This window comes from Mesorhizobium qingshengii (assembly GCF_900103325.1).
In the GTDB taxonomy this organism is placed as follows: domain Bacteria; phylum Pseudomonadota; class Alphaproteobacteria; order Rhizobiales; family Rhizobiaceae; genus Mesorhizobium; species Mesorhizobium qingshengii.
In genome coordinates this window covers 179,123-197,131 of record NZ_FMXM01000008.1, presented here as the reverse complement: position 1 = coordinate 197,131, position 18,009 = coordinate 179,123, and the positions used below count along the sequence as shown (strand labels likewise).

At 63.4% G+C, this 18,009-nt stretch carries 20 protein-coding genes and 1 pseudogene; 14 read left to right on the top strand and 7 right to left on the bottom strand.

Annotated elements, in window-relative coordinates:
- Positions 1–82: 82 nt before the first annotated feature.
- Complete coding sequence (efp, locus tag BLS48_RS15210) at positions 83–649, bottom strand: elongation factor P (RefSeq protein WP_091578946.1); 567 nt, start codon at positions 647–649, stop codon at positions 83–85.
- A gap of 187 nt (positions 650–836) precedes the next feature.
- A complete protein-coding gene (locus tag BLS48_RS15205) occupies positions 837–1,697 on the bottom strand; it encodes a LysR family transcriptional regulator (RefSeq protein WP_091578804.1) in 861 nt (286 codons plus the stop codon).
- Between the two features lie 101 nt (positions 1,698–1,798).
- On the opposite strand from BLS48_RS15205, the gene BLS48_RS15200 reads away from it, so the two are divergent.
- A complete protein-coding gene (locus tag BLS48_RS15200; protein WP_091578802.1) occupies positions 1,799–2,815 on the top strand; it encodes a zinc-dependent alcohol dehydrogenase family protein in 1,017 nt (338 codons plus the stop codon).
- Between the two features lie 15 nt (positions 2,816–2,830).
- Here BLS48_RS15200 and BLS48_RS15195 read toward each other — a convergent pair whose 3' ends face one another.
- The 3 genes from BLS48_RS15195 to BLS48_RS15185 all read right to left on the bottom strand — a co-directional run bounded on the left by BLS48_RS15195 (position 2,831) and on the right by BLS48_RS15185 (position 5,559).
- Positions 2,831–3,826, bottom strand: a complete 996-nt coding sequence (locus tag BLS48_RS15195; protein ID WP_425284691.1) for a tetratricopeptide repeat protein — start codon at positions 3,824–3,826, stop codon at positions 2,831–2,833.
- A gap of 46 nt (positions 3,827–3,872) precedes the next feature.
- Positions 3,873–4,520 (bottom strand): thiamine phosphate synthase, encoded by a 648-nt coding sequence (locus BLS48_RS15190; RefSeq protein ID WP_091578798.1) that lies wholly within the window; start codon positions 4,518–4,520, stop codon positions 3,873–3,875.
- A 133-nt stretch (positions 4,521–4,653) separates the two neighbouring features.
- Complete coding sequence (locus BLS48_RS15185; RefSeq protein ID WP_091578796.1) at positions 4,654–5,559, bottom strand: DMT family transporter; 906 nt, start codon at positions 5,557–5,559, stop codon at positions 4,654–4,656.
- Positions 5,560–5,691: 132 nt separating this feature from the next.
- On the opposite strand from BLS48_RS15185, the gene BLS48_RS15180 reads away from it, so the two are divergent.
- Entirely contained in the window at positions 5,692–6,171 is a 480-nt protein-coding gene (locus BLS48_RS15180) for an Lrp/AsnC family transcriptional regulator (RefSeq protein ID WP_091578795.1), read from the top strand.
- A 141-nt stretch (positions 6,172–6,312) separates the two neighbouring features.
- On the top strand, positions 6,313–7,083 hold the full coding sequence (locus tag BLS48_RS15175; protein WP_091578793.1) for a sulfite exporter TauE/SafE family protein: 771 nt from the start codon (positions 6,313–6,315) through the stop codon (positions 7,081–7,083).
- A 43-nt stretch (positions 7,084–7,126) separates the two neighbouring features.
- Here BLS48_RS15175 and BLS48_RS15170 read toward each other — a convergent pair whose 3' ends face one another.
- Positions 7,127–7,678, bottom strand: coding sequence for a DUF2269 family protein (locus BLS48_RS15170; protein WP_091578792.1), 552 nt, complete (start codon positions 7,676–7,678; stop codon positions 7,127–7,129).
- Between the two features lie 334 nt (positions 7,679–8,012).
- Between BLS48_RS15170 and BLS48_RS15165 the strand changes: the two genes are divergently transcribed.
- The 6 genes and pseudogenes from BLS48_RS15165 to BLS48_RS36190 form a co-directional block, all read left to right on the top strand.
- On the top strand, positions 8,013–8,393 hold the full coding sequence (locus tag BLS48_RS15165; protein ID WP_091578790.1) for a hypothetical protein: 381 nt from the start codon (positions 8,013–8,015) through the stop codon (positions 8,391–8,393).
- 525 nt (positions 8,394–8,918) lie between these two features.
- Complete coding sequence (gene rcdA, locus BLS48_RS15160; protein ID WP_091578788.1) at positions 8,919–9,452, top strand: protease adaptor protein RcdA; 534 nt, start codon at positions 8,919–8,921, stop codon at positions 9,450–9,452.
- A 217-nt stretch (positions 9,453–9,669) separates the two neighbouring features.
- Positions 9,670–10,179 (top strand): crossover junction endodeoxyribonuclease RuvC, encoded by a 510-nt coding sequence (ruvC, locus tag BLS48_RS15155; RefSeq protein ID WP_091578787.1) that lies wholly within the window; start codon positions 9,670–9,672, stop codon positions 10,177–10,179.
- A gap of 13 nt (positions 10,180–10,192) precedes the next feature.
- Positions 10,193–10,813: a Holliday junction branch migration protein RuvA gene (ruvA, locus tag BLS48_RS15150; RefSeq protein ID WP_091578785.1), complete on the top strand. Its 621-nt coding sequence runs from the start codon at positions 10,193–10,195 to the stop codon at positions 10,811–10,813.
- A 43-nt stretch (positions 10,814–10,856) separates the two neighbouring features.
- Positions 10,857–11,894 carry a Holliday junction branch migration DNA helicase RuvB gene (gene ruvB / locus BLS48_RS15145; protein WP_091578944.1) on the top strand — a complete coding sequence of 346 codons (1,038 nt, stop codon included), beginning with the start codon at positions 10,857–10,859 and terminating at the stop codon, positions 11,892–11,894.
- 88 nt (positions 11,895–11,982) lie between these two features.
- A pseudogene (locus BLS48_RS36190) lies at positions 11,983–12,108 on the top strand (metallophosphoesterase); the annotation flags it as partial.
- Between the two features lie 19 nt (positions 12,109–12,127).
- Here the strand turns inward: BLS48_RS36190 and BLS48_RS15135 are convergent.
- Positions 12,128–13,378 carry a glycoside hydrolase family 5 protein gene (locus tag BLS48_RS15135; protein WP_091578942.1) on the bottom strand — a complete coding sequence of 417 codons (1,251 nt, stop codon included), beginning with the start codon at positions 13,376–13,378 and terminating at the stop codon, positions 12,128–12,130.
- A 57-nt stretch (positions 13,379–13,435) separates the two neighbouring features.
- Here BLS48_RS15135 and ybgC point away from each other — a divergent pair, with 57 nt between their 5' ends.
- From ybgC to tolB, 5 genes are all read left to right on the top strand, one after another.
- Positions 13,436–13,906, top strand: a complete 471-nt coding sequence (ybgC, locus tag BLS48_RS15130; RefSeq protein ID WP_091578782.1) for a tol-pal system-associated acyl-CoA thioesterase — start codon at positions 13,436–13,438, stop codon at positions 13,904–13,906.
- 318 nt (positions 13,907–14,224) lie between these two features.
- Positions 14,225–14,935, top strand: a complete 711-nt coding sequence (gene tolQ, locus BLS48_RS15125; RefSeq protein WP_091578781.1) for a protein TolQ — start codon at positions 14,225–14,227, stop codon at positions 14,933–14,935.
- Positions 14,936–14,947: 12 nt separating this feature from the next.
- Positions 14,948–15,400 carry a protein TolR gene (gene tolR, locus BLS48_RS15120; RefSeq protein ID WP_091578780.1) on the top strand — a complete coding sequence of 151 codons (453 nt, stop codon included), beginning with the start codon at positions 14,948–14,950 and terminating at the stop codon, positions 15,398–15,400.
- Between the two features lie 7 nt (positions 15,401–15,407).
- Positions 15,408–16,565, top strand: a complete 1,158-nt coding sequence (locus tag BLS48_RS15115; protein ID WP_091578778.1) for an energy transducer TonB family protein — start codon at positions 15,408–15,410, stop codon at positions 16,563–16,565.
- Between the two features lie 40 nt (positions 16,566–16,605).
- Positions 16,606–17,916 (top strand): Tol-Pal system beta propeller repeat protein TolB, encoded by a 1,311-nt coding sequence (gene tolB, locus BLS48_RS15110; protein WP_091578777.1) that lies wholly within the window; start codon positions 16,606–16,608, stop codon positions 17,914–17,916.
- Positions 17,917–18,009: the final 93 nt, after the last annotated feature.

Sequence of the window (18,009 nt, the reverse complement as noted above, 5' to 3'; positions counted from 1 at the left end):
CCTCTTCCTGCTGCTGCGCTTTAAACTCTGTCCTGATGCATGTCGGCGACCCAAAACCGGGGCCACTTTTGGGCGACACGCATCAGTCGGCGCGGCGCACGTAAGTGATTTCGTTGGTGTCGACGATGATGCGCTCGCCGGCGCCGATGAATGGCGGTACGAGCACGCGGATGCCGTTCTCCAATACCGCCGGCTTGTAGGATGAAGCCGCCGTCTGGCCCTTCACTACCGGGTCCGCTTCGGTGATGGTCAGCGTCACATAGTCAGGCAAGGAGATGCCGATCGGCCGGTCCTCGTAGAGTTGGACCGTCACCATCATGCCGTCCTGCAGGAAGGCGGCGCGATCGCCGACGAAGTCCTTGTTCAGTTCGAGTTGCTCGTAGCTCTGGGTATCCATGAACACCAGCGCGTCTTCCTGCGCGTAGAGGAAGGAAAAATCCTTGAGGTCGAGCCTGATCTGCTCGACCGTTTCGGCCGAGCGAAAGCGCTCGTTGAGCTTGGTGCCGTTGATCAGGTTCTTCAGCTCGACCTGGTTGTAGGCGCCGCCCTTGCCAGGCTTGACGGTGTTGGTCCTGACCGCCACCCAGAGGCCGCCATCGTGTTCGATGACGAAGCCGGGACGGATTTCGTTGCCATTGATCTTGGCCATGATGCGGTGATCCGGGATGCTACCAACGGCCAAGCCGTTGGTATGGGATGTTCGCTGGGAAAGCGATTTCGGGCTCCCAAGACCACAAATCGCCAGAAGAGGCAAGGGAGCGGGCAGGTTGCGGCGAAGCAGCAGCGACGACATGCCCGGGTCGGGGTTCGCAGATGGGATGCCTTCGCCGGCTTGGTCAGGCGTTCCGATTGACAACAACGCCAACCGCCTCGGCGATGGCATCGGCGACCTTTGTCAGTCGGTGGATATGTGGCGACCGCATGACGACCACGTGCATGGACAGGTCGAGTTTTTCCGCTTCGACGAGCGTAACGCCCTCCGGCATATGCTGGCGGAGGAGGCGCATCGGCATCAGGCTAAGTCCGTGACCCCGGCGCACCCATTCCATCTGCATGGCCGGGTCCTGGATTTCCGCGGCGATGGACAGCTTCCTCCCGTCATCGCCGAAGACGGCGATCAGCCGTTGGCGCGCGTCGCATGGCGCGAGGCTGAGGACCCATGCCGCGTTTGCCGGATCGGGCGCCTGGCCGAGCTGCAGGCCGGCCACAATGCCGAGACGTTCGGTGCCGATGACGTCTCCGCTGCGGTCACCGCCACTTGCCCGCAGCACGATGGCGATATCGAGCTGCCCGCGACCAAACTGATCGACGAGCTCGGCGCTCCAGCCGGTTTTGAGGCGCAGCGAAACCTTCGCAAACGGCGCGGCGGCGTTGGCGACGGCCGCTGCCACGTCCCGGTCGGAGAGGCCGTGGGCAAGGCCAAGGCGAAGCACACCTTCCGGCTCGGCACTGCCGGCGAAGGCTTTCAGCGCCTCGACCGAAGCGAGGATGTCGCGGCCGCGGGCCAGCACGTCCAGGCCTGCCTGGGTCAGTCGCGGCGGCTTCTGCCGCCGGTCGAGCAGTGTGGTGGCGAGCATGTCTTCCAGCCGCTGGATCTGCCTCGTCACTGCCGGCTGCGTCAAAGGCAGACGCCGGGCCACTTTCTGGATCGAGCCTTCCTCGGCGAACAGGACAAGCGTGCGCAGTTCCTCGAGCATTTATCTCAACTATGTTCTAAAGGCATAATCATTTTGATTATTATGAATTTGAAATCCGATGCCTGGCAAGCGATTTTCCTTTCAACAGAAAGGATAACGACATGAAAGCGATCGAATTGCAGAACCCGGGCGGCATCGACAATCTCAGGCAGGTCGAACGGCCAATGCCGGAGCCGGGCCGCCAGGAAATGATCATCAGGGTCAAGGCGACAGCGCTCAACTACCGCGACGTGGAAATCGTGCGCGGCAATTATCACACGACGTTCCCACTGCCGCTGGTGCCGCTCTCGGACGGGGTCGGCGAAGTCGTGGCCGTCGGCCCAGAGGTCAGCCGCTTCAAGATCGGCGACCGTGTTTGCGGCACGTTCTGGCAGCGTTGGGTCGGTGGCAGCTTTGCCATGGCCGAGCCGTCCTATCAGCGCGGCGGTCCCGTCGACGGGCTGCTCAGCGAGTTCGCCCGGCTGGACGAACAGGCTGCCGTGCCCGCCCCGGCGCATTTGAGCGACATCGAGGCGGCGACGCTGCCTTGCGCTGCCGTTACCGCCTGGCATGCGCTGTTCACCGAAGGCCATCTTAAGCCGGGCGAAACCGTGCTCAGCCTCGGCACAGGCGGCGTGTCGCTGTTTGCGGTACAGTTCGCCGCCGCTGCCGGCGCGCGCGTCATCGTCACGTCGAGCAGCGACGCGAAGCTCGCGCGGGCAAGGCAACTCGGCGCCCATGACGGCGTCAACTACAGAAACGACCCGGATTGGTCGTCAGCGGTGCTGGCGCTGACCGATGGCCGTGGCGTCGACTACATCATCGAAGTCGGTGGACCGCAAAGCTTCGCGCAGTCGCTCAAGGCCGCGGCGCGCGGGGCCCAGATCAACGTCATTGGCTATCTCGGCGGCAGCGAGGGGTCGGTCAATCCGCTCGATATCTTTCGTCGCCAGGTGAGGGCACGCGGCATACCGGTCGGCTCACGCGAATCCTTCGAGGCCATGAACAGGGCAATTGCCGTCAACCGGTTGCGGCCGGTGATCGACCGGGTCTTCCCATGGGGTCAGGCGGCAGCGGCCTTTCGCCATCTCGAGCATGGCTCGCCCTTCGGCAAGGTCGTCCTCGATCACACGCAGTGATTTTGCGCACGCCCGTCAAGGCAGGCGGTTCGCCTTCTGCAATGCCTGCTTGGTCTCGTCGTCGCTCAGCCCCTGCAGGAAATCGTCCATCTGCGGATCGATGAGACCGGCGCGGCGGGCGACGATGTACCAGGCGCCGGCAAGGACAAGGTCCGGATCGGTGCCGATGCCTTGCATATAGAGTTTGGCAAGGCGATTCTGGGCGGCGACATTGCCGCCCTCCGCCGCTTGCCTCATCCAGCCGAAGGCGGATTTCAGGTCGCGCGCACCACCGCGGCCCTCGATCATCCAGGCGGCGAGATCGATCTGCGCGGTGTCGTAGTTCTGTCGCGCGGCCTGCGCCAGCAGGCGCCTGGCCTGTGCATCGTCGCGCGGCTTGCCGCCGACGCCGTTGGCATAGACCTGGGACATGGCATATTGCGCGTCGGCGAGGCCGGTCGCGGCAGCGCGCTCATAGTAGGATACCGCCTTGGCGATGCCGGCGTCGCCGGGGTCCTGCTGGACCAGCATCTGCGCGAAATTGAACTGCGCGAGCCGGTTGCCGGCTTCGGCGGCGGCCTGCATCAACGCATAGGCCCCCTTCTCGTCCTTCTTGACGTAGCGGCCATCGAGCAGCATCAGCGCATACTGGAACTGCGATTCCGGCACGCCCTGCTCGGCGGCAAGCGCATACCATTTGGCCGCTTCCGCGGTGTTCAGCGGCACACCCAGCCCGCGCGACAGGATCTCGGCCACCAGCGTCTGCGCCGCCGGGTCGCCATTTTGGGCGCGGATCAGCGCGAGGTTGTAGGCCGTCTTGTAAAGCCCGCGCTGGAAGGCGCCATAGGCGGCGTCGGCCGGCTTGGCCCCGAAGCGGTCAGGATTGATGGCATCGGCCGACGGCAGCGGAGCCGGCTCGGTCGTGGTGGCGGGCTGCGGCAGCGGCTTGTCGATCGGTTTGTCGGTGTGCACGCCGACTTCCGGCTTGGGCTGCGGCAAGGGAATCGTTTCGGCAGCGGCGGCCTGGATCATGACCGCCGCAAGCAGGGCCTGAAAGGGAAGCCTCGCCAGAGCCACGTCAATCCTCGAAACGCGGCGCGGTTTCGTCGAGCAGCGCGTTGGCTTGTGCGACCGCTGTTTTCGGGTCGACGCCGTCGGCGAACACCGCGCTCGACAGCGCGACGAACTCGGCACCGGTGGCGGCCACGGTTTCGACGGAAGCAAGATCGGATCCCGCCATGACGATGCAAGGGATCTGGATCATCTGCGCCCACCATTCACCCAGCGACAGGTTGCGCGGATGCGGGTCCGGCTTGTTGTCGTAGCCGAAGCGGCCGAAGAAGATGTAGTCAGGCCGTGTCTCGCCGAGTTCCAGTGCGTCGTCGCGCTTCTTGGCGCCACCGGCACCGACCATCATCTTTTCCTGGAAATGCTCGATCGTCTCGGCGAGTTCGGCCTTGGAAACCTCGACATGGATGCCATCGGCCTGGACACGCCCCGCGATGCGGGTGTCGCCGGCGATGATGACGGCCACGCCTGCGGCCTGCGCGGCCGGCACGACCTGTTCGGCAAAGGCCTGGAATGAAGCTTCGTCCATGCCGTTCTCGGGCAGGATCAGCGAGGCGACGTCGCCACCGTCGAATGCGGCCGCGATACGGGCAGCCGGCACACCGGGCGGCGCGATCAGCACGATGCGGCAGCGATTGGGGGGCGTGGCGTCATTCATGGTTCTTCGATCCCGGGTTTCGCCTATGCCGGGCGAAGATGGTTGGATTGCGGCATAGAGCAAAGTGCCCGCTTTGAACAGGCGGGCAGACGGGATCGCGCGGCTCTGACCGCCAGATAGCCGGCGGGTCGCTTTACCTGACGGGGTGCGGGCTCGCGACCGGCGTTTTTGATCTCCACAGCGTCCAGCCGAGATTCATGCCTGCCGCGGCGATCAGGATGGCGCCGGCGCCGGCGATCTGGCTCAGATGCAGCCGATGGCCGAAGGCGGTGACATCGACCAGAATGGCGACGACGGGATAGATGAAGGACAGCGACCCCTGCAGATACGTCGGCAGCTTCTGGATGGCGCCATACATCAGGATATACATCAGCCCGGTGTGGACGATGCCGAGCGTCGCCAGCATGGCCCAACTCCATGGGTCGGCTGGAAGATGCGCAAGATTGGCGAAGGGCGCCAGCATGACGACGCCGACACAGACCTGGATGAGTGCGATCAGGTGCGGCGGCGTGCCCTTGAGCTTCTTGGTGACGATGGCGGCGACGGCCCAGAAGAAGGCCGCGCCCAGCGCCATGACGATGCCGGCGAAATAGTTCGTGCCGACATCGCCGGGGTCAGGAGCGGCCTGCACGATCAGCACCATGCCGGCGAAGGCGATGGCGAGCCATGTCAGCTTCGTCAGGGTCAGCCGCTCGGCGAAGAAGAGCGCGCCGAAGCCGACCAGCATGAAGGGCTGCGTGTTGTAGACGGCGGTGGCGATCGAAATCGACGCGCGCGAAAACGCACTGAAAAGCAGGAGCCAGTTGACGACGATGGCGACGCCGCCGAGCGCGGCGAAGCCGATGACGCGTAGCGATAGCCGGTTGCGCAGCAAGCCGAGGCCGGCGCAGATGATGAGCAGCGTCAGCGCGCCGAAGGCGCAACGCCAGAACACCACATCCATGATCGGCTGGCCTGACAGGACGACGAACCATCCGATCGTTCCCAGGATCGCCATTGCGGCCGACATTTCGGCCGTGCCGCGTACCGTATCGTTCACAACAAACCTCCGAACCAGTTGAGCCGGTATGATCTCATGCGGTGCCGGAGCTTTCCATCTCATATGATAGGTGACATGGCCGATAAACCTAATTATATTAGGCTATGGCTACGAAATTGTGAGGAATGTAAAATGCTGGACGATCTTGACCGACGTCTGCTCGAAATCCTGGTCAAGGATGCGCGAACCTCCTTGAAGGAACTGGCTGCCCAAGTCGGGCTGTCGTCGCCAAGCGTTTCGGAACGGCTTCGCCGGCTTGAGGAGCGCGGCGTCATCCGGGCATTCACCGTCGAGATCGATCCGCTGGCGCTCGGCTATACCTTGCAGGCGATCGTGCGCATCCGGCCCCTGCCGGGCAAGCTGCATATCGTCCAGAAGCTGATCGAGGAGATCCCGGAGTTCGGCGAATGCGACAAGGTGACGGGCGATGACTGCTTTGTCGCGCGGCTGTTCGTGCGCTCAATCGGTGACCTCGACGGGATTCTTGACCGCATCGCCGACAAGGCCGAGACAAGCACCGCTATCATCAAGGCGCAGCCGATCCGACGGCGGCCGCCACCGCTTGCTGCTGCTTCACCGCGTGACCGGGCAGGGGTGTTGCCGGCATCCTGAGGCGGCAGAACGCTGTTCCGGCTGCCGAGCGAGCCTTCGCAACCACGACGCTGCGGCTGTGCACATATTTGCTGTCGCCCAGTGCAGAATTCTGGGTTATTCAAGCGTTGACGCGCCTTCCCTCCAGCCCAGCCCTTCCCCATGTCAGGCCTGCTTCTCGATCCGTGGTTCTACGCGGCCGCCATTCCGGCGGTCATTCTGGTCGGCCTGTCCAAGGGTGGTTTTGGCGGTGCTGTCGGTTTTATCGGCGTGCCGCTGATGGCGCTGACCATGCCGCCGGTGCAGGCGGCGGCCATCCTGCTGCCGATCCTGTGCCTGATGGACATCGTGTCGGTATGGACATGGTGGGGCGTCTACGATCGCAAGATGCTGGTCGACATGATGCCGGGCGCCGTCATTGGTATCGGCCTCGGCTGGCTGACAGCCGCACTCGTCACCGAAGAGGCGGTGCGGCTGATCGTCGGCGCCGTCGCCATCATCTTCGTCCTGCGCTGGCTCTATTTGCAGTTTCGTCATGGCGCCGACCATGCGGTCGCGCCCAACCGCGCGGCCGCCGCGGTCTGGGGTATCGTGGCCGGCTTCACCAGCTTCGTCGCCCATGTCGGCGGCCCGCCCTTCCAGGTTTACGCCTTGCCGATCCGGCTCGACCCCAAGGTGTTGTCGGGCACCGCCGCGATCTTCTTTGCCGCCACCAATGCGCTGAAGCTCATTCCCTATTTCGCGCTTGGCCAGTTCGACACCGCCAATCTGACGGCGTCGGCGGTGCTGATGCCGCTGGCGCCGCTGTCGACCATCGCAGGGGCGTGGCTGGTGCGGCGGATGCGGCCGGAAACCTTCTATCCCTTCACCTACGCGACCGTGGCGGTCGTGGCGGTGAAGCTGTTGTGGGACGGCATTGCCGGCCTGATGTAAAAGGTGAGGCGGCTGCACAGCCGCCCCAACCATCACGGCGCCGTCAGGCGGCGCTCGGCACGAGGCGACGGTTGCCGCCGAAGGCCAGCATGGCGCCCACCACGACGACCAGCACCATGCCGGCAAGGATGCCGATGTCATGCGCGGTCGGCTTGAGCACCATGTCGGCGATGATCACCAGCATCACTGCATAGTCGAAGCGCGCCGCGCTCATCATGCGCTGGCCGATGGCAAGGACCGCGGGCGTGATGCCCTCCTTGGCGATCATCGCGCCCATGCGTTCGCCGGTCGGCTTGAAGATCAACATGCCGATCGAAAAGGTTGTCGCGTAGCCGACAAGGCCGATGACGATCCACAGATCGGAGAAGCCGACCCAGAAGCCGCACATGATGAGGCCGAAGATCAGGGTCAGCATCGACATCGGCGCGAAGAACCTGCCGCCCAGCTGCCCGCTGGCGCGCATCGCCTGCAACTTTTCCTCGATATTGCCCGCGCGCTCGGCAAGCACGCCGAGGAGGAACAGCACGAAACCGCCCCCGACCCACAGAATGGCCGAGACGACGTGGAGGAATTTGACGATGGAATACCAATCCATGGGTTGCTCCTGGGGTGTTCTGGTGGGTTGCGGCGGGGCACGATTTGCACCTGCCATCAGAGGAGCGGGCGTTTAGCGCCGCCCCTGTTTCGGAACGATGTCGCGAAAAAGCCGGCTCTGTTTCAGATCCCCGCCCGGCGAACGAAGCCGCCGAGATAGCAAATGCGTTGCCAGGTTTTCTGCTAATACATGAAGTGTCGGGAGGGGTTGGCGCGACATCGTCCGGAAACATTGCCGATGCTAGTGCGCCGATGCCGGGAGCCCGGTGGCGAAAACAATCGCCTGACGATCAACCCATTCCCGCAGACGGGAAAAGGCAATTCGGGGGAACATTATGCAAGGGGTAGCACGAAATTTCTTCACGCTGGCCATCATCTATGCGCTGTGCGGAATGGCGCTCGGCCTGCACATGGCGATCAGCCATGATCATGGCCAGATGCCGACCCACGCTCACACGATGGTCGCCGGATGGCTGATGTCGGCGGTATTCGCCTTCTTCTACCATCTGTTTCCGGCGATCGGGCAAAAGACGCTCGCCGTCATCCATTTCTGGCTGACCGCAATCAGCGGCATCGGCCTGTTGATCGGCCTGTATTTCCTGCTCGCGGGCAATGCCGCGATCGAACCGCTGGTGGCGGCCTCTTCGATGGGCTTCTACGCGGCCATGCTGCTGTTTGCCTTCATCGCCTTGCCGGCGGTCTGGAAGAAGGCCTGAGCCGAGAGCCTGTTTGGAAACTCTACTCTGGCGGCCATCTGATGGCGTTTTCTGCGTTTCCGGTGCTCGCGGACTTAAATATCCGCTCCGCTCCGGTTCTCGAAACCACCATCACATGACTCGCCACAGCGACTTCCGAAACAGGCTCTGGGCCTGAAACAGGATCCGGTTCTATGCTGTTACGGCACAGAGCGGCGGGGTTCGGTCGAAAAACAATCGCACGGTTAAGGCTTCATTAGGCTTTACAGGTGTTTACTATGTTCATCCAGTGATCTGGATTCTTACCGAGTGGTTGGAGCCACTTTGTTTGACGCCTCCCTGTTAAACTCCTGAGAGCCGCCTTATCCGCGGCTCTTTTTTTGTCCGCGTTCCAGGGACGTCCGGCATCGGGTCGCCGTTAACCTTCTGTTAAACATGTGCTTGCCTTCACCGGTGACGAAGCGCATTTTCAAGCTTCACTCATCAGGGTGCCGGGGGTATCGGCAGTAAGCCGAATCGGCCGGTTGCAAGTGCAGGGGCGTAGCGATGAACGAGCCTTCGAAGGGCAGTGCGAAAACCGTCAAATTGGCGGAGCGCCGGGTTTTCTCGCAATCCTTCAAGCCGCTCTACCAGGAAGGCATGGGCCTGGTCGAGCAAGCGGCCGAATATCTCGACGGCAAGGGCCGGGCCGAAGCGAAGAAACTGTCCAGGCTGGCGGCCACGCTCTATGCGGCCGAATCGATGCGGCTGACCACCAGGCTGATGCAGGTTGCGTCCTGGCTGCTTTTGCAGCGCGCGGCGAATTCCGGCGAGATGACCCGCGATCAGGTTGCTTCCGAAAAGTCCAAGGTTCGTCTCGATACCGCTTCAGCCCACGACGAAGCCGCCGGCTGGGCCGAACTGCCCAAGGATTTCCTCGATCTCGTCAACCGCTCGCTTCGCCTGCAGGCACTGGTGCGCCGCATGGACGAGGAGATCTATGGCGATGGCGCCGTGGTCGACATGCAACCGATGGGACGCCGCCCCAACCCGGTTTCCGACCAGATCAGCCTGCTGAACACGGCTTTCGCCCGCGGCTGATAGCCTGCATGACAAGTCTGCTCTGACGGACACCTGACCGGGCTTTTCTCGCATCCGGTGCATACGGACTTCAGCTCCGCTTAGGATCTCGAAAACCACCCCATCTGTCTCCTCGGAGCAAGTTCTCGAACACCCTGTGGGGCTGTTGCAAGAGTTGTTGTTTCTGGTTTGTTCACATTTCGCTGGCATCGCTGTCCGCCGGAGGTAAAGTTGGCGGATGGGGGAAGCGATTCGCATCATCGGTATTGATCCGGGGCTCAGGCGCACCGGCTGGGGCATCGTCGAGAGCCTCGGCAATTCATTGCGCTTCGTCGCCTCGGGCACCGTGCGTTCCGACGACAAGGCGGCGCTGGCGACACGGCTGTGCCAGCTGCATGACGGGCTCGCCGAAATCCTGCACAGCGCGATGCCGCACGAAGCGGCCGTCGAGCAGACCTTCGTCAACAAGGACGCGGTGGCAACGCTGAAGCTCGGCCAGGCGCGCGGCGTAGCCATGCTGGTGCCGGCGCGTGCCGGCCTTGTTGTTGCCGAATATGCTCCCAACGCCGTCAAGAAGGCGGTGATTGGCGTCGGCCACGGCGACAAGAAGCAGATCCACATGATGGTGAAAGTGCTGTTGCCGAAAGCCACTTTCGATACCGAACATGCCGCCGACGCGCTGGCCATCGCCATCTGCCATGCGCATCACCGGCAGAGCGTGGCCTACCGGATGGCAATGCTGGCGTGAGGGGTCATCAAGCATGATCGGCAAGCTCAAGGGCACGCTGGACGAGATCGACGAGGACCACTGCCTCGTCGATATCCATGGCGTCGGCTACGTGGCCTATTGCTCGGCACGCACGCTGGCGGCGCTGCCGGCGCCGGGCGAAGCGGTGGTGCTGTTCATCGAGACCTATGTGCGCGAGGACATGCTGCGCCTCTACGGCTTCCAGTCGCAGCTGGAGCGCGAGTGGTTCCGGTTGCTGATGAGCAATGTGCAAGGGGTCGGCGCCAAGGTGGCGCTGGCCATCCTGTCGACGCTGGCGCCGGCCGATCTCGCCAATGCCATTGCACTGCGTGATATCGCCATGGTTTCCCGCGCGCCCGGCGTCGGCAAGAAGGTCGCCGAGCGCATCGTCACCGAATTGAAGAACAAGGCGCCGGCCTATGCTGGCTCCGCCTCGGGCACCATCGGCCTGAAGCAGGAGCTCGGCGAAGGCGTCGCATCGGCGCCGATCACCGATGCCGTGTCGGCCCTGGTCAATCTCGGCTATTCGCGCGACACTGCGGCCAATGCGGTGGCGGCGGCACTGAAGACGGCGGGCGAGGATGCCGATGCGCCGAAGCTGATCCGCTTCGGGCTGAAGGAACTGGCGCGGTGAGAGCTCGCTTGTCCGGCTCCCTGCCATGTGCAAGGAAGGCAGCATGAGCCTGTCGCCCCGCCTGGTTGCGCCCGAAAAACGCGGCGAGGATGCCGAGCAGACCTTGCGGCCGCAGACGCTCGACGATTTCGTTGGCCAAGCGGCGGTGCGGGCCAATCTCAAAGTGTTCATCGAGGCCGCCAAGGGCCGCAACGAGGCGCTCGACCATGTGCTGTTCGTCGGACCACCCGGTCTCGGCAAGACGACGCTGGCGCAGATCATGGCGCGCGAGCTCGGCGTCAATTTCCGCTCGACCTCCGGCCCGGTCATCGCCAAGGCCGGCGATCTCGCCGCACTGCTCACCAATCTCGAAGAGGGCGATGTGCTGTTCATCGACGAGATCCATCGGCTGAGCCCGGCGGTGGAGGAAATCCTCTATCCGGCGATGGAGGATTTCCAGCTCGACCTGATCATCGGCGAGGGACCGGCTGCGCGTTCGGTCAAGATCGACCTGGCCCGCTTCACTCTCGTCGCCGCCACCACGCGGCTCGGCCTGCTGACCAATCCGCTGCGCGACCGTTTCGGGATTCCGGTACGGCTCAACTTCTACTCGGTCGAGGAACTGGAGCAGATCGTGCGGCGCGGTGCCCGCATCCTGCAAATGCCGCTCGGCGACGACGGCGCACTGGAGATCGCGCGGCGCGCGCGCGGCACGCCACGCATCGCCGGCCGGCTGCTGCGCCGCGTGCGCGATTTCGCGTCCGTCGCTGGCGATGGCCATGTCAACCGCCAGATCGCCGACGAGGCCTTGACCCGGCTGGAGGTCGATGCGCTCGGCCTCGACGCACTCGACCGCCGCTACCTGTCGATGATCGCCCGCAATTTCGGCGGTGGGCCCGTTGGCATCGAGACGATCGCCGCCGGCCTGTCCGAGCCGCGCGACGCCATCGAGGACATCATCGAGCCCTATCTGATCCAGCAAGGGTTCATCCAGCGCACGCCGCGCGGTCGCATGCTGACGGCCAATGCCTGGCGGCATCTCGGCCTCGACGCGCCGAAGGATCTGGCGCAGCAGCAGATCAACCTATTCCAGGAAGAGTAGCGGCCCGAGCGATCGGGCACAGGTTCACTCTTCGTCTCTATGCATGTCGTTGCCTCAAAATCGGAGCCCTGTTGAGCGGCATGCTTTAGGCCGGTGTGCTTACGGTCATGTCGTCGCAAATAACCGCAACCCGATCGTCTCGGGCGGGCTCGGCTTCAGCATATTGCCGGTGCGTTTCGGCGTTCGCCCTGAAATCCTGTCGATCGACCTCGGCCGACCCGGGGTCCGAGCTTTCAGGGCAGGCTTCGGATCACGTCCATCACGTTCGGCTCGGCCTTGTCGCCGTTGAAGGCGTCGACAATGCCGAACGCGCCGCCAAAGCTCCACACTGACCATGAGAAGCCGTGCGCTTCGGCGCGCGCGATCATATCCCTGACATAGGCGGCCCGGTATTCGGCGGGCATCACATAGGCGTTGCCATATTCCTGGCGGATCATGCCGAACTCGCCGAGCGTGATGTTTTCCGGCTTGATGCCGTTGAGCTTCGCCCATGCCTCGACCTTCTTGAACGGCGCGTCCATCAGGCCAAGCAGCTTGTCGGGACTGTCCATGCTGGCGACCTGTTCGTCGAGATAGGCAAGCAGGCCGCTCTGCCGTGTCCATGGCGCCTCGGCCTTGATCCTGGCGCGGATGGTGTCGAGCGTCACGTCGAGTTGTGCCTGCGGCACAGCGGTCAGCGGATAGGGCAGGCCGGTTACATAGGGAATGAAATCACCAGCCCAGGTGGCGCCCTGATGGGTGAGCAGGAACGGATCGTAGGAGTGGAAGGTCCAGATGACATTGTCGTCGGGGATAGCCTTCGGGTCGATCTTTTCCAGGGAGCTGGCGGCGGAGTAGCAGGCGCCGGTCAGCACGAGGGTCAGCTTCGTGGCCGAGGAGCGCGCCGCCGCGAACAGTTTACGCTGACGGTCCGGCCACAGGCTGGTGCCGTTGCTGTCGCAGTCGAGGATCGGTTCGTTCATCGGTTCGAAGGCAACCTGGCTGGGATCTTCGCCGGCCAGCGTGCGTGCCATCCTGCGCGCCACGTCGACATAGAGGTCGAAGGTTTGCGGGTCGTCCATCACCTGCGCCATGCCGATCTTGCGGCTGTCGCCGGCCGGAATCAGATGCATGTCGACGATCACCTTCAAGCCGGCGCGGTTGATCATGCGCACCGAATCCAGCACGGTGGCATAGAGGTCGTCACGCAAGGCCACCGTCTGGGCGGAGAGGAAAGGCGACGGGTCGACCGGCATGCGCAGGAAATCGAAGCCGGCGTCCTTCAGCGCCCTGAGATCATCGTCCTTGAGGAATTTGCGCCACTCCGGATAGGGCAGGATGGCCTTGGCATCGCCCCATCGATCCTCGTCCGGCCAGGTCGTCCATTGGTCGAGGTTGAGGCCGCGCTTCATCGAGAAGGTTGCCGCCTGGCCCGGCAGCGCCAGAGCCACCAGCACGAACAGCGCCGCCATCAAGGTCTTGATCATCGCCGTCAACAGTGCCATCCGATGCGGTGTCTCGCGGGGAACAGGTGCCTTGTCGGCACTGAAAAAGGAAGCGCAATGGGCGATCATGGTGAATCGGCGACATTGCTGGCAGGGCTTTCCGGCGCGCTGACGGCGTTCGGCCACCGGCTGATGGCGCGGGTCTACTACGCCGACACCGATTTCTCCGGCGTCGTCTACCACGCACGCTACCTCGAATTCTTCGAACGCGGCCGCTCCGACTATCTCAGGCTGACCGGCGTGCATCATACCGAGCTTGCCGACGGCAAGCATGGCGAGAAGATCGTCTGGGTGGTGCGTCGCATGGAGATAGATTTTCGCGGCCCCGCCCGCATCGACGACATCCTGACCATCGACACCCGCACCGAGGACATTTCCGGCGCGCGCATCTCCATGGCTCAGCAGCTCAAACGCGGCGACGAAGTGCTGGTGGAGGCAAGGGTCGAAGCCGCGATCATCGGCGAGAATGGCCGGCCAAGGCGCTTTCCCAGGGAATGGGTGGCAGCGTTCATGCCCAAGGTGTGCTGATATTCAGGTGATGCCGGTCTGACCTGAACCCCAACCCACCTTTTGAACGGCGGATGAGTTGGCGCAGGCTGGTTCGGTGCCTGACGGGCGCGGCAATGCGCCGCGCCTTATTCACTAACCCATCCTTAACCATAACGGTTCATGAAGAGATTGGTGAAGATTGGCGGGATTCAGCGCCTTCCTTTCACCAATATTTGCCCCGAAAAGGCCGCGGACGGCGCAGTTTGGGGTTGTTCCGGTAGCTTCGTGCGAACCGACCACAAGGGATGCCCATGGGCCAGCCGCCAGCTTTGCCCGGAAAATCTTAAGGACGTTACCATGGAAAATATCGCACTCGCCGAACCGGGCGCGCAATTGTCGATTTGGGCGCTGTTCATGCAGGCCAGCTGGGTGGTCAAGCTGGTCATGATCGGCTTGCTCTGCGCCTCGGTCTGGACCTGGGCGATCATTGTCGACAAGCTCGTTTCCTATGCCCGCATGCGGCTGGCGCTCAACCGTTTCGAGCAGGTGTTCTGGTCGGGGCAGTCGCTGGAGGAGCTTTATCGGACACTTGCCGACCGCAAGACCACCGGTATGGGCGCCATTTTCGTGGCTGCGATGCGCGAGTGGAAGAAGAGCTTCGAGAAGGGCGCGAAAACGCCACTCGGGCTGCAGACCCGCATCGACAAGGCGATGGACCTGGCGCTGACCCGCGAAATGGAAAAGCTGGAGGGGCGCCTCGGCTTCCTCGCCACCACCGGCTCGGCGGCACCCTTCATCGGCCTGTTCGGCACCGTCATCGGTATCATGACATCGTTCCAGGCGATCGCCGGGTCCAAGAACACCAGCCTCGCGGTGGTCGCGCCCGGCATTGCCGAAGCGTTGCTGGCGACGGCCATCGGCCTGCTCGCCGCCATCCCGGCCGTCATCGCCTACAACAAGCTGTCGTCCGACGCGAGCAAGATCGCGGTGCGCATGGAAGGGTTCTCCGACGAGTTCTCCGCCATACTCTCGCGCCAAATCGATGAAAAAGTCGCGCCTAAGGCCTGAGGAGCACGAAAGATGGGTATGTCCGTAGGCATGGCGGGGCGCGGCGGGCGCGGCCACAGGCGGCGCGGCCGTCACCATGCATTGATGTCGGAAATCAACGTCACGCCGATGGTCGACGTGATGCTGGTTCTGCTGATCATCTTCATGGTCGCGGCGCCAATGTTGACGGTCGGCGTGCCGATCGACCTGCCGGACACGCAGGCCAAGGCAATGAACGCCGACACGCAGCCGATCACCGTTTCGATCAACGCCGCTGGCCAGATCTATCTCCAGGAAACCGAAATTCCGATCGAGGAGCTGGTGGCGAAGCTGCAGGCCATCTCGAAGACTGGTTACGAAGAGCGCATCTTCATCCGCGGTGACAAGTCCACCGACTATGGCACGGCGATGAAGGTGATGGCCCGCATTTCGGCCGCTGGCTACAAGAATATCGGCCTGGTTTCACTGCAGGAACAGGATCAGTAGACGAAAAATGAGGACCGGCCTCACCACTTCGGTGATCTTGCATGCGGCGGTGCTGGCCTTCGGCCTGCTCACGCTGTCGGCACCGGCTGCGCTTCCGACCGCCGACGTCGAGTCGGTCTCGGTCGACATCGTGCCGATGGAGGCTGTCGCGCAGACGTTGCAGGGCGACAAGAAGGCCGTGATGCATGAAAAGCCGGCCCCTCTGCCGACCCAGCGCCCGGACATTGTGCCGGACGCCCAGAAGGTCGGTGAGAACACAGTCGACACCGAAAAGCCGATAACGCCCGAGGCCAAGCCGAAGCCCGTCGACATGACGTCGGCTCCGCCGCCGGCGCCGACCCCGGTCGAGAAGCCGAAGACCGAGGACGTGCCGAAGCCGCAGGAAAAGCCCAAGCCCATTCCGGCGACGGAAGTGGCGCCGGCGCCGACGCCCAAGGAAGAGGTCAAGCCCGAGCCGGTCAAGCAGACGGACCCCAAGCCGACACCGGCCAAGCAGCCGGCGCCGACACCGCCGCAGGACAAGACCGCGGCGATTGACCCGACGCCCGAGGTCAAGCCGGATGCCGTCGCCGAGGCCATAGCGAAGGATCCACCCACCGAAGAGACACAACTGCCGAACTCGGCGCCCGCGCCGGAAGCGCGGCCGAAACCGCAGCCGGCGCAGGCCGAAAGCGCCAAGGCGCCGGAGCGCAAGGATGCCGACAAGCCTGTCAAGGAAGCGTCATCCAAGCCCAAGTCGGACGACAAGCAGTTCAACGCCGACGAGATTTCGGCCCTGCTGGACAAGCAGAAGCCGTCTGGCGGCGGCGCCAAGCGCTCGACCCAGCAGTCATCGCTCGGCGGGGACAAGGATCAGGGCCAGAAGCTTTCGAAATCGGAGCAGGGGGCCTTGGAAAGTCAGTTGGGTGGTTGCTGGACCTTGCCGGCCGGTCTGGAGGGCTCGGAGAATTTCATCGTCGTGGTCCGCTTCAATCTGAACACCTCCGGCAAGCTTGACGGCCGCCCGTCCGTCGAAAAATCGAGCGGCAACCGGCAGTTCGATGAAAGCGCGGTGCGCGCGGTTCAGAAATGCGACATGGCCGGCCTGCAGGTTCCCGCCGGAAAACAAGACATCTGGTCCGACATCCGGGTCACGTTCGATCCAAGGGAAATGCTCGGCCTCTAGGCCTGGCGTCCAAACAGTCAATGAAGAGAAGCGAGAAGATATGAGATCTTTCCTCAAGCCGCTCCTGACGATTGCAGCGATGGCGGTGGGCATGACGGCAGTAGTTCCCATGCCGGCATGGGCGCTCGTCGAACTCAACGTCAACAAGGGCAATGTCGAGCCGCTACCGATCGCCATCACGGATTTCCAGGGTGGCGATGCGCTTGGCGCCCAGATTTCCCAGATCGTCACTGCTGACCTCAAGCGCTCGGGTCTGTTCGCGCCGATCGACAAGAGCGCCTTCATCGAAAAGATCACCAATCCGGATGCGGCGCCGCGTTTCGAAGACTGGAAGGTCATCAACGCGCAGGCGCTGGTCACCGGCAGCGTCAGCAAGGAAGCGGACGGCCGTATCCGCGCCCAGTACCGGCTGTGGGACACCTTTGCCGGCCAGCAGATGGCCGGCGAGCAGTTCTTCGCCAACGACGCCAACCAGCGGCGGGTCGCCCATATCATCGCCGACGCCATCTACGAACGGCTGACCGGTGAAAAGGGCTATTTCGACACCCGCGTCGTCTTTATCGACGAATCCGGGGCCAAGAACGCGCGCAAGAAGCGCCTTGCCATCATGGACCAGGACGGCGCCAATGTCCGCTATCTCTCGGACGGCAAGTCGATCGTGCTGACGCCGCGCTTCTCGCCGAACCGGCAGGAAATCACCTACATGTCCTATGAGAGCGGCCAGCCGCGGGTCTACCTGCTGCAGATCGAGACCGGCCAGCGCGAACTGGTCGGCAATTTCCCGGGCATGACCTTTGCGCCGCGCTTCTCGCCCGATGGCCAGAAGGTGATCATGAGCCTGCTGCGCGACGACGGCAATTCCAACATCTTCGCCATGGACCTCAGAAGTCGCTCGACGACGCGGTTGACCAACTCGATCGCCATCGACACGTCGCCATCCTATTCCCCTGACGGCAGCAAGGTGGTGTTCACCTCCGACCGTGGCGGCCGCGCGCAGATCTACGTGATGGGCGCCGACGGTTCGGGCCAGACCCGCATCTCCTTCGGCGACGGCGTCTATTCAACGCCGGTGTGGTCGCCGCGCGGCGATCTCATCGCCTTCACCAAGCAGACTGGTGGCGAATTCCAGATCGGCGTCATGAAGACCGATGGCTCGGGCGAGCGTATCCTGTCTTCGGGCTTCCAGCAGGAAGGGCCGACCTGGGCGCCGAACGGCCGGGTGCTGATGTTCTTCCGTGATTCCGCCGGTGGCCCCAAACTGGTTTCGGTCGATCTCACCGGCCGCAACGAGCAATCGATCCCGACGGCGAATTTCGCTTCGGACCCGGCATGGTCGCCGTTGCTGGAATAGGTTCGGCTGAATTGCCACACATGCTGAAAAGGGGCCGTTTCGGCCCCTTTTCCATGCATTGGTCGCGTTTTGGCCGCATTTCCGCCTAGGGTC

Bases quoted from the DNA above. Each gene is read 5' to 3' on its own strand.
- BLS48_RS15180 (WP_091578795.1), top strand. From the start codon at position 5,692: ATGCTGGACGATCTTGACCGACGTCTGCTCGAAATCCTGGTCAAGGAT.
- BLS48_RS15195 (WP_425284691.1), bottom strand. From the start codon at position 3,826: ATGATCCAGGCCGCCGCTGCCGAAACGATTCCCTTGCCGCAGCCCAAG.
- BLS48_RS15170 (WP_091578792.1), bottom strand. From the start codon at position 7,678: ATGGATTGGTATTCCATCGTCAAATTCCTCCACGTCGTCTCGGCCATT.
- BLS48_RS15115 (WP_091578778.1), top strand. From the start codon at position 15,408: ATGAGGACCGGCCTCACCACTTCGGTGATCTTGCATGCGGCGGTGCTG.
- tolB (WP_091578777.1), top strand. From the start codon at position 16,606: ATGAGATCTTTCCTCAAGCCGCTCCTGACGATTGCAGCGATGGCGGTG.
- efp (WP_091578946.1), bottom strand. From the start codon at position 649: ATGGCCAAGATCAATGGCAACGAAATCCGTCCCGGCTTCGTCATCGAA.
- tolR (WP_091578780.1), top strand. From the start codon at position 14,948: ATGGGTATGTCCGTAGGCATGGCGGGGCGCGGCGGGCGCGGCCACAGG.
- ybgC (WP_091578782.1), top strand. From the start codon at position 13,436: ATGGGCGATCATGGTGAATCGGCGACATTGCTGGCAGGGCTTTCCGGC.
- ruvA (WP_091578785.1), top strand. From the start codon at position 10,193: ATGATCGGCAAGCTCAAGGGCACGCTGGACGAGATCGACGAGGACCAC.
- BLS48_RS15190 (WP_091578798.1), bottom strand. From the start codon at position 4,520: ATGAATGACGCCACGCCCCCCAATCGCTGCCGCATCGTGCTGATCGCG.
- BLS48_RS15165 (WP_091578790.1), top strand. From the start codon at position 8,013: ATGCAAGGGGTAGCACGAAATTTCTTCACGCTGGCCATCATCTATGCG.
- rcdA (WP_091578788.1), top strand. From the start codon at position 8,919: ATGAACGAGCCTTCGAAGGGCAGTGCGAAAACCGTCAAATTGGCGGAG.
- ruvB (WP_091578944.1), top strand. From the start codon at position 10,857: ATGAGCCTGTCGCCCCGCCTGGTTGCGCCCGAAAAACGCGGCGAGGAT.
- tolQ (WP_091578781.1), top strand. From the start codon at position 14,225: ATGGAAAATATCGCACTCGCCGAACCGGGCGCGCAATTGTCGATTTGG.
- BLS48_RS15205 (WP_091578804.1), bottom strand. From the start codon at position 1,697: ATGCTCGAGGAACTGCGCACGCTTGTCCTGTTCGCCGAGGAAGGCTCG.
- BLS48_RS15200 (WP_091578802.1), top strand. From the start codon at position 1,799: ATGAAAGCGATCGAATTGCAGAACCCGGGCGGCATCGACAATCTCAGG.
- BLS48_RS15175 (WP_091578793.1), top strand. From the start codon at position 6,313: ATGTCAGGCCTGCTTCTCGATCCGTGGTTCTACGCGGCCGCCATTCCG.
- BLS48_RS15135 (WP_091578942.1), bottom strand. From the start codon at position 13,378: ATGGCACTGTTGACGGCGATGATCAAGACCTTGATGGCGGCGCTGTTC.
- ruvC (WP_091578787.1), top strand. From the start codon at position 9,670: ATGGGGGAAGCGATTCGCATCATCGGTATTGATCCGGGGCTCAGGCGC.